Origin of the sequence: Gramella jeungdoensis, from assembly GCF_023805255.1 — a bacterium.
Taxonomy (GTDB): Bacteria; Bacteroidota; Bacteroidia; order Flavobacteriales; family Flavobacteriaceae; genus Christiangramia; species Christiangramia jeungdoensis.
The window spans coordinates 670,374-684,132 of record NZ_JAMSCK010000003.1 but is presented as its reverse complement, the minus strand read 5'-3'; the positions used below and the strand labels follow the sequence as shown (position 1 = coordinate 684,132).

The window sequence follows — 13,759 nt, the reverse complement described above, 5'->3', positions numbered from 1 at the left end:
TGCCATGATCGTACCTCCATAATCTTTTAAAATTTTCAGATATATATACCGGTGAGAGTTACTGTTCTTCGAAAAAAAGTCAATTTTCTACCCGATTCCAGTCGGGTGGTGGCGCGATATTTTATCAACAGTGATCTAAGGACGCGTAACCTGGTTTCTCGCATTAACCAAATGACGGATATCCAGGTTAGTCATGCCCTGGAACAAACCTTAAGGGAATTTGCCAGTAGGCATCGTAATATTTCACGTCTTTTCTTTAAGCATTGTAATAATATTCGCGGTGTCATTGAAAAGATGAATATAAACTTTGATTCCCTTTCAGATGATTGCAAGATGCTCCTAGGTTCTTATTGTACCATGGAATATTCTATTGAATCTGCCGCTTTTTTCAATCCTTCTATCATCGAGGATTTTGACCAGTCTTATCTTAAAAAGGACGAAAAAAGAGTGATTATTTCCTTCAGGGCAACCGGGGAAGGCCATATTTCATCGATTGTTTTCAGAAGGGCTATCCTGGACGCGAATAATGATCTTCATTTATCAAAAATGGGAGATCATATAGATATGGCCGAAATTTCTCATAAGAAGCTTTATGATAAGGATAGGTTTTTGAGAAGACTTAAAGAAATGGGTATTCCGGAGAAATACTCTATGACCATCATGAATGATCTGCCTGACAGGTTTGAATATGAAATACTCAAGAATTCAGTAAAAAACATACTTAAAGATCAGGATATAACCGCCTCCAGAAGAATGGCCTTGGAAGAAATCACCTGGCTGGTAGACTCGTTTTATGATATTCAGTTTCATAAAGATTCTGATATAACTGAAAGAGTGATTTTTCCTATTTCCGAATCTGAGAGCCGGGGAATAGAAGACGCCCGATTCGTAAGGTTCTTTGAAGATGATGGCTCTACCAGGGTCTATGCTACTTATACAGCTTTTAATGGGCATACCATTATGCCCAAGCTAATTTCAACCAAAGATTTTTACACCTTCAGGGTCATGCCACTTAGAGGAAGTGGTGCACAGGATAAGAACCTAGCTATGTTTCCGAAGAAAATCAAGGGAAAATACGCCATGCTATCCAGGATAGACGGAGTGAATAATTACTTAATGCTTTCTGACAGAGCTACGCTCTGGAATAATCCAAAATTGATCCAGGAACCAAAATTTCCCTGGGAATTTACCCAGATTGGTAACTGCGGCTCTCCGTTATGGACTGAAAAAGGCTGGCTTTTTATTACTCACGGAGTCGGCCCGATGCGCCGTTACAGTATTGGAGCTTCCCTATTCGACCTGGATGATCCTACTAAAGAAATTGGACGTTTGGAAGAACCTTTATTGATGCCCCTGGAGGAGGAAAGAAATGGTTACGTGCCTAACGTGGTCTATTCCTGTGGATCTATTATTCATAATAAGAATCTAATTCTGCCTTATGCTGTCTCCGATTATTCTTCAACCTATGCCGTCGTTGACCTGGAAGAACTTTTTACCGCGTTGATAAACTAAATTTTAATAGTTTTCAAGTACCTTTTGGTAAGCTTCCACATAAGAATTAATCATCTTTTCCAAACCAAAATTTTCTTCCGCATGAGTCCTGCAATCTTCAGGATTTATCATTTCAATATTTTTCACGGCTAAGACAGCTTCAGAGACACTTTTCACCAGGAAGCCGGAAAAATTATCTTTAATAAGTTCGGGCATGCTGCCTCGGGAGAAAGCAATTACCGGAGTGCCGCACATCATGGCTTCCAGCACGCTTAAACCAAAAGGTTCCTCAAAGGAGATGGGATGTAGTAAAGCCTTTGCGCCTCCCAGTAACAAATCCCTTTTTTCCTTTCCCACATTCCCCAGGAACTGAATTTGTTCGTTGTCAATTTTCGGGGCTATTTCTGTTTTAAAGTAATTTTCATCCTGAATAAGTCCTGCAATTTTTAAAATATATCCAGATTTTTCAGCAATTTCAATGGCTTTATGTAGACCTTTCTCGGGGTGTATTCTCCCAAAATATAATAGGTAATCTTCCTTGTCTTTTCTGAAAGTAAAAAGTTTAGGATCAATGCCATGATAGATAGTATCCAGGTAGGTTAATTCTTTATGCCTGTCGGAATCTGAAATGGAAATATAAGCAACCGAAGCATCATATTTTTTATAGACGGGAATGATCTTAGGAGAAGAAAACCCATGAATCGTTGTGATTATGGGCGTTTTTATCAACCTGGAATAAGTAAGCGGAAGAAAATCGAAATGATTATGGATAATATCAAAATCGGCTGCATTTTCCATCAAATGGCTTATGTGAAGACATTCTGAAACTTTAGGTTCTCCGGAAGAATCCTGGTTAAAAGGCAATTTACAAACCGACCGCAATTTGGCAGTGGTAATAGAATTGCCACTGGCAAAAAGGCTTACCTCGTGACCTTTAGCTACCAGGCCTTCGGTGATATTAGAAGCCACCTGTTCCCAGGGACCATAATTTTCGGGAGGTGTTCTCCACGCAATGGAAGATAGAACAGCAATTTTCATCTTTTAGATCAATTATGTAAAGCTTTTTCCATTTCGGAATTTTCCAAAACATCCACCTGGTAAAACACTTCGTAAGCTTGTAAAACGGTTAAATGTGAAATGAGGTAAGCCAATGAACTTTCAGCTCCCTGGTTTCGGTTAATTCCATAATTCTCGAAACCATCACAACAGCCCTTGGTTTCAAAATCATAAAGGCTCATGCGCAGGTCATTTTCACCCAGAAACCACATAAAGGAGGTAAAAAGCAGATGCAGGTATTCCTTCTCTCCAGTTAGTAAAAAGGCCTGGTAAAACATGAGCACCATGGCCATCGCATCTATCGGCTGTTGCGCGAAGAAGGACCGTTCCCCATCCCTGTAATACCAGTCCTTATTGCCAATCACAGAAAGTGTTCCGTCTTTTAGAGTATGCTCAACGAGAAAATCCATCGTTTCCATAGCGACTTCAGTCACTTTGTCGTCGTGAATTATTTGTGCCGAATGCAACAGCGCCAAAGGTAAAATCCCATTATCGTAAGCGAGTAAAGATTCAAACCATTTCCAGTTTTCGGAATGATTATCCTCGTAATGCTGAATGAGTTTCGCCGTTAGGCTCTTTAAAATCTCCAGCATATGTTCATCTGAAGCATTGGTTTTTAAATAATAACAAATACCGATGATCGTATTGGCAATACTTCGAATAGATTGAAGTTTTTCGAAATTTGGAACCGCATCAAAAAACACCAGTTTTCCGGTTTGGTAATAAGCGTCGTTTGGCGCATTTCCTATGAGATAGCCTAAAGCCCAGATCGTTCTCCCGAAGGAATCTTCAGATCCCACTTCATCAAGAAAATTTCGATTAAAACTTAAAAAGTTCCTGAAAGTACCGTCCTTATTTTGCATGTAATGAATGTAGCTCAGGTAAATAGGCATGAATTCCAAAGCCGTTTCATCTTTTTTCTGCTTATAGGTCATTAGAACCATTAAGAGGGCCCGGGCATTATCGTCCAGGCAATAGCCTTCTTTAAGATTAGGAATCCCGAATTTGGCATGCTGGATAATCCCGGTATCATCGGTTAATCTCTTAATATGCATCAACGAAAAAGGGGGCAGTAATAGGAGATCTATAGGGGTCTCTTTTTTTTCTATTTCTTGTTTTGGAAAAGCAAGTATAGCCTTAGAAAGCTGCAGGTATTTTTTACCAATTTTAGGCCAGATTATATTTTTTCCATATTCATAGGCATTTGCCTGTATTTTTTTTAGTGTTTCCGGATGATCCAGCAGCTGATTTAATATTCCGGTAAGCTCCTCATGGTTATTAAAACCGAAGAGCCTTCCACGTTCTTGCGTAAGCAATTCTGCAGCATGCCAGTAAGGTGTGGAAACTACTGCACAACCAGCTCCCATGGCATAGGAAAGTGTTCCGCTGGTGATTTGAGCTTCATGAAGATAGGGAGTGATGTAAATATCACTGGCAGCCAAATATTTAAAAAGATCGGTCTCTCCAATAAATTCGTTCAAAAAAAGTACATGGGATTGCAGGTTCAAATTTTTGATTAAAAGAAGCAGGTGATTTCGATATTCTTCTCCGGCATGTCGCAGAACATTTGGATGGGTTTTTCCCAGTACGATATATAATACCTCGGGATGTTTTTCAATAATACCCGGCAAAGATTTGATCACGGTTTCGATTCCCTTATTTCTGCCAATAAAGCCAAAGGTTAACAGCAACTTCTTTTTCTGAAGCTTAAATTCTTTTTTTGACTTTTGTTTATCAAAATGAATATCTGGAACCCCATGTTCAATCATCACGATTTTTTCCTGGGGAACTTCATAGATCTGGGTAAGAAAAACGATGGCTTTTTGACTCATCACCACAATCTTATCTGCCATTTTACAGATCTCTTTTAGGATCGCCTTTTCGTTATAGGAAGGCGAATCAAGGATGGTGTGCAAGGTCACAATAATGGGAATATCGAGACGATGCAAAAGTGGTAAAATATAAACTCCGCTTAAACCTCCATAAATACCAAATTCGTGTTCGAGAATACAGACGTCAGATCCGCTAAGATTTATAAAATTTGCGGCTTCCAGATAATCGGTTTGCTGTTCCTGTCGGATGCTGAGTTTTACCTCGGGAGGATAGGCATATTTTTGGTCATTGTCGTCCATAGCGACAACCAGGATCTCATTTTGCGGCCCGGCCTGTTTATCCATACCTAACATAGATTTTGTTAGATTTTGAGTAAAAGTTCCTATGCCACATTCCCTAGGAGGATATGTTCCAATATATGCCAGCTTCATTCGTTCTCTATATTTTCAGGTTCATCTAATGAAGCAGACCTTGATTCCAGTCTTTTTCTCTACGTTTAGCCTCTTTCGCGGCTCTTTTTTCTTTTAAATTTAGTGTCGGTTTTGTTTTATCTGTCTTCGACCATACTTTTTTCCGTTTCATCGTTTTATTGCTTTATATTAACTGAAATTCAATTACTTAAGCTACATCAGAATAAATTGAAACAACTATAGAATCCTGATATTAACTTACATATATCACAGTTTTCGGGATAATTTTTTCATTTCATCTCCCTTATTCTATCGAAGAATGGCGTATGTTTTTCTTCCACACATTTTACGGCGTATAGATAATTTGAAGCACTCCAGGTTTGCCAATCCTGCCCCCTGGGCTCACCATCCTGTGCCTTATACCATTCATTAAAACCGAATTCCAGTTCCCCTGTCCTGCTAAGTTTAATAGTATTCGTCAATTCAAGTAATTTTCTTTCAGCCAGTTTAATTTTTCCGGTAGCTACCAATGCGGCTATATAAAATCCCGAAATAAAGGGCCAGGCTCCACCATTATGATATTCACCAGGCTGGTTAAATTCTTCATATCGGGGATGCCAGTCAATTTCTCCTGGTTTAATGAAAGGAAAAAAATTTGGAGTAAGTCCAGGGGCTAATTCTCCTTTTTCCATCATCGCTGCGCACTCCTTCTCGATCCATGATGTCATCGCTTCAGCTCGGGAAGAAGACGCAATACCAGACAAAATAGAAAGGCTGTTTCCTAACAGATCGAAACGTTCACTGCTATATATTTTATAAGACCAGAAAGCGTAATATGGTTTATGTTTCACCACCAGGCCTTCATGAACATGTTGATGATGTTTTTCATTGGTTATCGTGAATTTTCCGATTTCTTCACGGATATTTTGAGCCCTTTGATGATTTCCATATAACCTCAGGTACATGTAGGCAAGAGTGTTTACAAAAAGACCGTAACCCGTAACCCACTGTTCGTCACGCCAGTCACTGGTAGGTTGCTGAGCTATAAGACTTCTATCAGATGGACTTTGGTATTCCATCCATAATAGTGCCTTTTCTATTGCTCTCTTCAAAAAATCTGGTTCTTGCATTACTTCCCTGTAAATCGCCACCGCGATAAGGAATAATGGTGTGGTGTCACTCGCCCCGCGATCTTCCTTATCGTGAACAAGGGATGGTATATGTCCTTTTTCTGATTGGTTTTCAGCAAGAGTTTCCAGGACCCTGCGCATGCTTTTAAGGAGTATGTTATTTCCTGAAACGGCTATGCCGAAAATTGAAATCAACAGGTCACGAGTATAGGGTTCGGGATAACCCCAGCCTGCAGTTCTTGGTAAATCCTGATATGGCCCTTTTGCGTTATGTAGGAGAACTTCCAGGGCCGATTGTTTAGCAGAATCAATTAAATCTTTGTTTTCTGTAGTCATTTCCTGCTAATTAATTCCTAGTTTTTCATGGATGATTTTGAGGAATTTCTGAGCCACTACCCGGTAACCAAAATTCGATATCACATACTCTCTGGCATTTCTACCCATTTCTTCCCTTAACTTTTCATCCTCCATAAGGGTGAGTAAATGACCCGCGATATCCTGGATATTTGCGCGATAATCCACGGTCCTGGGAATATCAAATTGAACGGTATGTTTTTTCTCAAAACCAGATTCTTTGCCTAGTATCACTTCATCTACCACGATTTTCCTGGCTACTTGCGCCAGAAAAGCCGTCTTTTCATGAATTAGCGTATTCAGCATTCCCATAGCTTGAATGCCTATAACGGGTTTTCCGCAGGCACCCGCCTCTACCTGGGGCATTCCAAATCCTTCAAGCCTGGACGGCGCTGCATAAATATCACAGGCTCCTATGAGATAAGGCATAAAGTTTCTGGAAATTTTGTTAGTGGCATAGATGATGTTTTTATCCAAACCCAACTGACTGGCCATTTCCAAATCGATAAGATTCTGAGCTTTAGTTCTGGGCTGAGGCCATACTTTACACACGTATTTCCAATCTGGAGCTTTGGTGTCTATTATAGATAGTGCCTGCATGACCTCTTGGGCGCCCTTAGAAGCTGCATCACCTCCAACCGTTAAGATCATTAATTGTTCCGGAGAAATACCCAGTGATTCCCTTACGGCTAATATTTTCGGGTTATTTTTTTCAAATGGTGTAAAAGAGTTGGTGTCGCACCCTACCGGAAGCACTTCAATAGTATCTGGATGAATACCATCCCGAACATACATTTCCTTTACCCAGTGAGAGGTGACTAAAATAAGAGGTAAATCATTTAATACTTCCTGATAATTGGCGATATAGCCATCGGCTACCAGCCAGGGCACAGGTAAAACTCCATAACGTTTCGGGTGCAGGACGAGCTGAGGGGTATGTCCCCAATATCCAACTCCTACGACAACATCTGGCTTAAACCAGCGATAATACCATTCCTTTTCCTGCGCCGATTCAAAATTGACCGCATGGGCATCAACCCCTAATTCAAGAAGGCCCTGGTATAATAGATCGCCCTGGGTAGCAAGGCCACCAGGAGACGGGGGATAATCGTATAATACAAGGACCTTCATAGTTTTATTTTAAAATCTCATCTTTTCTAAGCCAGATATAAGCATCAACCGGTGTTTTAAATTTCCAGAAAGCCTCCTCTTTCGGAGTGGTTAGTGCCTCAAAACCATCTGGAGGAAAGCCATAGATTTCGGTGATGAGTTTATATTTAAGATCAAAAATTTCTTCGGTTAACTTTACCTGAATACTAGCTGAGTCCTTCTTCCTGGATAGGTACTTTTTATTCCCGTCTTCATAGGCAAAGGTCCAGAGTTCTTTTGTTGAAATTTTATTCTTATACCATAATTCAATGACCGCCCTACTAATTTCCTCATGCCTTCTATGGCTGGTATATTCACCCGAAGGATCATGAGTAATAATGAGGTCATAATTCTTTGAGGGTAGTAAGCCTACAATCACTTCTTTTACAATCTTAAGTGATAAAGGTTGTTGTTCCGGGGTATCATCCAGGTTCCCCATCACTCCCCTGGCGTTCAATATTTTTAAAACCTCATAAAACTTCGGAGCCCGGTTTTTATCATTTTTTCTACACAGGCAGGCGATAAACCAGTTGCAATTTGGATTAATTAAAATAGTTCCCCCGCACCATAAGGTTTCATCATCTGGATGGGCAGTGATTACGGCAATATTTTTTCTCGATAATCCCATCACATTTTTATTTTGGTTAACTGATCTCTGTGCTTATTCCATTATTCATAGCCACTTTTTATGATAGTCGATATCATTTTAAACCTTTCATTTGCTTTTATGGAACTACGGCTATGGGCAGGAATAATAATGGATTCACCCGTCTCAATAATTTGAGAAATATCATTGATCCAAATTTCAGCTTTCCCTGCTATGATCTGAATAAATGTATCGAAGGGTGAAGTCTTTTCAGTCAGATTTTCACCCGAATCAAAGGAAACGACACTTACATTTCCCGTGGTCTTCTTTATGATCGTTTTTATAACTATCGAATTTGGGATATATTCAATAATTTCAACAATAATGAAAACCTTCGATTTTTCGATCTCAACATTTTCCATAGCAATATATTTATAAGAATAACTAAGAAAGGGGAGCTACTAAAGTTGAGTATAAAATCTGTATGAAGCGTTATACTATGCTTGGTCAAAGTTGCATAATTACTACAATTGACATTCTCAAATAAAAAAGCCCTATGATTTTATCATAAGACTCTTCCATACAAATGTCAAGATACCTACATGTCCTAACATTTGCTCCCCAAATTAAACAGTTTAACGTTTCAATGGCTCCTGCAAGTTCATGTTTATCTATAAGACGGGGTTACACCCAAAATCATTAAGATTGTACAATTCACAGGTCTTCGAGATTCCTGCGACGCATCTTTTTAATTTTTTTATAATACGAAGGGGTAAGACCAGTTATCTTTTTAAATTGATTGGATAAATGCGATACACTACTGTAATGAAGTTGATAGGAAATCTCGGTAAGGTTTAATTCGTCATAAAGCAAAAGCTCCTTCACCCGTTCGATCTTGTGTATAATTATAAATTGCTGAATGGTAATGCCTTTTACTTCGGAAAAGATATTGGATAGATAGGTATAGTCATAGCCCAGTTGCTCACTGATATAATCTGAATAATTTACTTTTGGGAGTTCGTCTGAATAATGGATCATTTCGATAATAACCGACTTGATCTTTTCAATTAAGATATTTCTTCGGTCATCCAGCAGTTCCAGACCATATTTCAAAAGGTTCTTTTTTAATTCCTTTTTTTGCTTCTGGGTAATATCCTCTAAGATTTCAACTGTCCCCAGATCTACATTTATATAATGCAGCCCCAGTTTTTTCAACTCCTCCTTAACCACTAATTTGCATCGTAGACTTACCATATATTTAATATAAATGATCATAAAAAATTGATTTTGGGATATTTAATCTGCCCGAAAAAGAAACAAAAAGTGGGATTTATATAATTCTACCTGGTATAAATACAAGTTGATATAATCAATAGTCAATATATTGTAATGTAAAGATTAAGGTCATGAAAAGCTTAAGCAACCGGGACGGACTATTGAAAGAAATATTTGATTTGACCCTTTCATTTCAATTAAAGTACCCTGAAATTTACGAGAATTTACTTGAAACTCCCTTGTTTTTAACTTATAAGAACAAAGACATCTCAAAAAAGGAGTTTTTAAATTATCGTGAATTTCTAAAAGCTCAATTTGAAATTCTGGAGGCTACAAAAGCTAATACCAGGTTGATTGTTTTATAATACAAGGTGCTTATTACTCCTTTTTCCCTGTTTAATTTCTGAAAAACGGGATCCTAAAATTTAAATTTTTCAAGCCTTCCTTTAATAAGAGCACACCCTCTTTATGTAAATAAATTTGATACGGCCAGGCTGTATTTTGAAATGTTATCGTTATGAATGCCCCAAGATTTTCCCAAAAAAGAAGTACAGAATTTTCGCGTACGTTGCGAAAAAGAGTAAAGGCTTATTTCAAAAAAAATAAGCTCAATCCCCATGCAAATTCGAGTATGGGATTAAAAACACTTACCATGCTGAGTCTTTTTTTTGTGCCGCTTATCATAATAAATACGGGTTACATTGGTAATCCATGGCTCCTTATCGGTTTATATATCACCAGTGGTTTGGGAATGTCTGGCATTGGGATGGGCATTATGCACGATGCTATACATGGTTCTTATTCAAAGAATAAAACAACAAATAAAATATTGGGTTATACTTTTAATCTTATTGGAGCGAATGCCGGGGTATGGAAAATACAGCATAATGTTCTGCATCATACCTACCCGAATATAGACGGTGCCGATGATGATATAAATCAGCCATTTTTTTTGCGGTTTTCACCTAAATCGGAGAGGTTAAAGCTTCATAAATTTCAATATTTATATGTATGGTTTTTTTATGCTCTTTCCACCATTTTTTGGATTACCGCCAAAGATTTCGTTAAGATAACCCGTTTTAAAAATATGGGTTTTCTTAATAAAAAAAATGAATTCCGTAAGGCGGTTAGTAGTATAATAGGATGGAAACTACTTTACTTTTCATATGCGTTAATCCTGCCTCTTATCATGGTGCCACAACCCGCCTGGATCATTCTGCTGGCATTTCTATTTATGCACCTGGTCACAGGCCTCTTAATTAGTACAGTTTTTCAGGTGGCACATATTCTTCCAGATACAGATTTTCCTGAACCTGATACTAGAAATATCATTGCCGGGGACTGGTACCATCACCAATTAAATACAACCAGTAATTTTTCTCCTAAAAGCAAGGTTTTTTCGTGGCTAATAGGAGGATTAAACTATCAAGTAGAACATCATTTATTTCCTAATATCTGCCATGTTCATTACAAGAATATCTCAGGTATCGTAAAGAAGACTGCTTTGGAATTTAATTTACCGTATCACCTTAACAAAAGCTTTTTCGGGGCTATTGCAGGCCATATTAAAATGCTGAAAATGTTAGGATCCAGGGATTTTAATAACGTAAGATTGTAATTTTGAAGATATCAATATCTGTTTTATTTTATTAAATTTCAGACTGTAAACCATTCAGAGAATCATATTATGATTAATATATAGTTACAAATTTTAAATAAATAACTTGAGTTGATTTATTATTATGTGATAAATCAAGAGAGCAGGATCCTCCGTCTTAATATTAACTTCAATCTTGAAACAAATACAATAAATATCTCCAATATTTAAATTTTCTGTTACTATTCCGTTACTTTAAAATGACAAAACCCCTATAAACATTGAGTTTACAGGGGTTTCTAAGTACTCGAGGCGGGAATCGAACCCGCACTTCCGAAGAAACTGGATTTTGAATCCAGCGCGTCTACCAATTCCGCCACTCGAGCATAATTGGATGGCAAAAATAAAAAAAAATTATACTCCGGCAGCCATAATACTCAAATAACCGCATAATTTTTGATCCATCACATACTTTAATTTTTCAGCCCTTAAAAAAATCCCCATAAAAATGCATTTCAATTATCTTTTTAATATATTTCTTGATCTTTTCACGGTTTTTCCTGTTCATTATGAGAAAAAAATATAATACCCTGCAGTTATCCATTGGCCTTATATACCTTATCTTCGGTGCTCTTAAATTCTTCCCTAATCTTAGCCCTGCCGAGGATATCGCGAAAGAAACCATATTCCAGCTAACATTCGGACTTATACCCTTGCAGGTAGGATTTATACTTTTAGCGATCTGGGAAACGGCCCTGGGAATCATGTTACTTTTTAATATTTACAGGGGACTGGCCATTCGCATTGCTTTATTACATATGATACTCACCTTTACCCCATTTTTTCTTTTTCCTGAAAAAATTTTCGGTGAAGGCCTTTATACCTTCTCACTTCTTGGCCAGTATATAGTGAAAAATATCATTATTATCAGTGCACTTGTAAGCCTTACTCCCCAACCAATATACAGATGGCAGCTTAACCTTTTGGGAGGTCGCAGGTTGCTGAAGAAAGCCTATTCGTTATTTTTTTAATCAAGGGGCTCCGACCTGTAAAATTCCATAAGAAGGAGAATTGAAATTTATTATAACGCCCTACTTCCCTGTATGACAAGAGTTTGAAATAATTTTTTTATTTTTTATTCGATTTGTTTATTGAAACGGAATTTGATCTATATTCGCCCGTTTTTTAATCCAATCATAAAAATGAAAAAACTGATTTTTGGTGCTCTTGCACTTGCAATGATTACTGTGACTTCCTGCCGTAACGAGAATACTGAAGTTACCGGGGAACAAACTGAAGAAACTGCTATCAACACCGAGGTTACCCCAGAGGTAACTACAGAGGTTGAAGACAGCCTTGAGGTTGAAATGGAGGTTGAAGCAGATTCTTTGGAAACTGCTGCAGAAGAAGTGCCAGCTGTTCAATAAGAAAATTGAAACTTAATTTATCCAGGTCCTGCCAGAAGCAGGACTTTTTTGTTTTATTGAATTCAGATTTCTTAAAGAAGTCTATTCTCTTCCTATTTGAAGTCCCTCAAGGAGCAGTTCAGGATCATACCTTACTCCATTTTTATAAACATTTTCCACCTCCTTTATCACGGAAGCCTGCTCACTTAAATCTCCTTTCAGGATCACAAAATCGGCCCTTTTACCAGCCTCAATGGTTCCAATTTCATGCCGGGAAAGCATTTTCGCACCATTTCCTGTCATGATCTTGATAGCTTCTTCAGTAGTAAAACCTGCCTCGATAAGCAACTCAAAATTCCTCTGGTCCCCAAACCCGGGAAGCACATGTCTGCCGGCATCCACTCCGGAAGTAAGATTTCCTCCCATCTTATAGAAGAGCTTTTCAAAGGCCATGATCCTTTTTAAACGATCCCGCCTAATCCTTCCATCAGCCTCAGACTCCCTGTGATTTTTCATTCTGTTTTTATAAGCTTCGCGAAGGTCTTCAGACATCAGGTTGATGCTTCTATCTTCTGCAAAAGCCCTTCCCGGAATACTGGCTTCATAAATTGCAAGTGTAGAGTTGAGAGAGACATCATTATCTATAAGCAGTTGCAAAAGCTTTCTCACTTCTTCAGAGCCCGTATCCAACTCATCCATATACTCTCTTCCCCCACTACATTTCCCGTTAGCTTTATGGGTTCTGAAATCACTGGCACTATTGAGCCCGTGTTCAATCACATCTATCCCCATCAAAGCAGCTTCTTCAAAAGTTACAGAACAAAGATGACCTCTCACTTTTGCTCCGGCCTCATGAGCTTCTTTTATAATTATTTCAAGATCTGAAGGCCTGATATTACGATACACCTTTACCCATTTGATCCCTTTATCCAGCCAGAAATTCAACGTATCCTTAAGATGCTTTTCACTACGCGGGATTATCATATTAGGATTGCCACCCGGCCCAGTAAAATAGGGAGCGCTGGGGATAATCTCAGGCCCGATCGTGATAGCTTTCTCTATTTCCTTTGAAAGTTCCAATTCCTTAAAAGGCGAAGCCGAGCCGCAGGTCTGAATTGTGGTTACTCCCGAAGCCAGGTAAAGTTTTGAGCCCGCCTCGCCGAGAAATGTGTTGCCTGGAATGTGCATGTGATTATGTGCACCTATGATCCCGGGAATAATAGTATTTCGTGAAGCATCTATAACCCTCGCATTCCCCGGAACTTTAATGTCTTTTCCTATCTCTTTAAAGCTCCCGTTCTCAACAACGATATGAATGCCCCTTCTCATCGGTCTCCCGGTTCCATCGATAAGATTGGCATTTTTGATAAGCAGTAAAGGCTCAGCCTGAACAGCTTCATCAAAGCCGGAGGCTGAAAAAATAAGGGCCGCTATAAGAAGCAGAAAAAAGTTGAGCTTTTTAAACATGGGGA

General features: G+C 38.5%; 13 protein-coding genes and 1 tRNA gene. 5 read left to right on the top strand and 9 right to left on the bottom strand.

Annotated elements, in window-relative coordinates:
- Positions 1–51 precede the first annotated feature (51 nt).
- Entirely contained in the window at positions 52–1,512 is a 1,461-nt protein-coding gene (locus NE848_RS10825; RefSeq protein WP_252113384.1) for a glycoside hydrolase family 130 protein, read from the top strand.
- 3 nt (positions 1,513–1,515) lie between these two features.
- On the opposite strand, the gene NE848_RS10820 is transcribed toward NE848_RS10825, so the two are convergent.
- The 7 genes from NE848_RS10820 to NE848_RS10790 form a co-directional block, all read right to left on the bottom strand.
- Positions 1,516–2,529, bottom strand: coding sequence for a glycosyltransferase family 4 protein (locus NE848_RS10820; protein WP_252113382.1), 1,014 nt, complete (start codon positions 2,527–2,529; stop codon positions 1,516–1,518).
- Positions 2,530–2,537: 8 nt separating this feature from the next.
- Complete coding sequence (locus tag NE848_RS10815; protein ID WP_252113380.1) at positions 2,538–4,811, bottom strand: glycosyltransferase family 4 protein; 2,274 nt, start codon at positions 4,809–4,811, stop codon at positions 2,538–2,540.
- Between the two features lie 269 nt (positions 4,812–5,080).
- Positions 5,081–6,256 carry a glycoside hydrolase 100 family protein gene (locus tag NE848_RS10810; RefSeq protein ID WP_252113378.1) on the bottom strand — a complete coding sequence of 392 codons (1,176 nt, stop codon included), beginning with the start codon at positions 6,254–6,256 and terminating at the stop codon, positions 5,081–5,083.
- 6 nt (positions 6,257–6,262) lie between these two features.
- Positions 6,263–7,405: a glycosyltransferase family 4 protein gene (locus NE848_RS10805; protein WP_252113376.1), complete on the bottom strand. Its 1,143-nt coding sequence runs from the start codon at positions 7,403–7,405 to the stop codon at positions 6,263–6,265.
- A gap of 4 nt (positions 7,406–7,409) precedes the next feature.
- Complete coding sequence (locus NE848_RS10800) at positions 7,410–8,051, bottom strand: PIG-L family deacetylase (RefSeq protein ID WP_252113374.1); 642 nt, start codon at positions 8,049–8,051, stop codon at positions 7,410–7,412.
- A gap of 41 nt (positions 8,052–8,092) precedes the next feature.
- A complete protein-coding gene (locus NE848_RS10795; RefSeq protein WP_252113372.1) occupies positions 8,093–8,431 on the bottom strand; it encodes a cupin domain-containing protein in 339 nt (112 codons plus the stop codon).
- Positions 8,432–8,723: 292 nt separating this feature from the next.
- A complete protein-coding gene (locus NE848_RS10790; RefSeq protein WP_252113370.1) occupies positions 8,724–9,284 on the bottom strand; it encodes a helix-turn-helix domain-containing protein in 561 nt (186 codons plus the stop codon).
- Between the two features lie 131 nt (positions 9,285–9,415).
- Here NE848_RS10790 and NE848_RS10785 point away from each other — a divergent pair, with 131 nt between their 5' ends.
- Positions 9,416–9,649 carry a hypothetical protein gene (locus NE848_RS10785; RefSeq protein ID WP_252113368.1) on the top strand — a complete coding sequence of 78 codons (234 nt, stop codon included), beginning with the start codon at positions 9,416–9,418 and terminating at the stop codon, positions 9,647–9,649.
- Between the two features lie 266 nt (positions 9,650–9,915).
- The gene (locus NE848_RS10780) at positions 9,916–10,902 is read left to right on the top strand and encodes a fatty acid desaturase family protein (protein ID WP_252113366.1); all 987 of its coding nucleotides are present in this window, start codon (positions 9,916–9,918) and stop codon (positions 10,900–10,902) included.
- A 283-nt stretch (positions 10,903–11,185) separates the two neighbouring features.
- On the opposite strand, the gene NE848_RS10775 is transcribed toward NE848_RS10780, so the two are convergent.
- Positions 11,186–11,267: transfer RNA gene (locus NE848_RS10775), tRNA-Leu, on the bottom strand.
- Between the two features lie 183 nt (positions 11,268–11,450).
- Between NE848_RS10775 and NE848_RS10770 the strand changes: the two genes are divergently transcribed.
- Together NE848_RS10770 and NE848_RS10765 are read left to right on the top strand one after the other, a co-directional pair.
- Complete coding sequence (locus tag NE848_RS10770; protein WP_252113364.1) at positions 11,451–11,912, top strand: hypothetical protein; 462 nt, start codon at positions 11,451–11,453, stop codon at positions 11,910–11,912.
- Positions 11,913–12,083: 171 nt separating this feature from the next.
- Positions 12,084–12,308, top strand: a complete 225-nt coding sequence (locus NE848_RS10765) for a hypothetical protein (RefSeq protein ID WP_252113362.1) — start codon at positions 12,084–12,086, stop codon at positions 12,306–12,308.
- A gap of 81 nt (positions 12,309–12,389) precedes the next feature.
- Here the strand turns inward: NE848_RS10765 and NE848_RS10760 are convergent, their stop codons facing one another.
- Positions 12,390–13,754, bottom strand: coding sequence for an amidohydrolase family protein (locus NE848_RS10760; protein WP_252113360.1), 1,365 nt, complete (start codon positions 13,752–13,754; stop codon positions 12,390–12,392).
- Positions 13,755–13,759: the final 5 nt, after the last annotated feature.

Bases quoted from the DNA above. Each gene is read 5' to 3' on its own strand.
- NE848_RS10820 (WP_252113382.1), bottom strand. From the start codon at position 2,529: ATGAAAATTGCTGTTCTATCTTCCATTGCGTGGAGAACACCTCCCGAA.
- NE848_RS10815 (WP_252113380.1), bottom strand. From the start codon at position 4,811: ATGAAGCTGGCATATATTGGAACATATCCTCCTAGGGAATGTGGCATA.
- NE848_RS10810 (WP_252113378.1), bottom strand. From the start codon at position 6,256: ATGACTACAGAAAACAAAGATTTAATTGATTCTGCTAAACAATCGGCC.
- NE848_RS10805 (WP_252113376.1), bottom strand. From the start codon at position 7,405: ATGAAGGTCCTTGTATTATACGATTATCCCCCGTCTCCTGGTGGCCTT.
- NE848_RS10800 (WP_252113374.1), bottom strand. From the start codon at position 8,051: ATGGGATTATCGAGAAAAAATATTGCCGTAATCACTGCCCATCCAGAT.
- NE848_RS10795 (WP_252113372.1), bottom strand. From the start codon at position 8,431: ATGGAAAATGTTGAGATCGAAAAATCGAAGGTTTTCATTATTGTTGAA.
- NE848_RS10790 (WP_252113370.1), bottom strand. From the start codon at position 9,284: ATGATCATTTATATTAAATATATGGTAAGTCTACGATGCAAATTAGTG.
- NE848_RS10785 (WP_252113368.1), top strand. From the start codon at position 9,416: ATGAAAAGCTTAAGCAACCGGGACGGACTATTGAAAGAAATATTTGAT.
- NE848_RS10780 (WP_252113366.1), top strand. From the start codon at position 9,916: ATGGGATTAAAAACACTTACCATGCTGAGTCTTTTTTTTGTGCCGCTT.
- NE848_RS10770 (WP_252113364.1), top strand. From the start codon at position 11,451: ATGAGAAAAAAATATAATACCCTGCAGTTATCCATTGGCCTTATATAC.
- NE848_RS10765 (WP_252113362.1), top strand. From the start codon at position 12,084: ATGAAAAAACTGATTTTTGGTGCTCTTGCACTTGCAATGATTACTGTG.
- NE848_RS10760 (WP_252113360.1), bottom strand. From the start codon at position 13,754: ATGTTTAAAAAGCTCAACTTTTTTCTGCTTCTTATAGCGGCCCTTATT.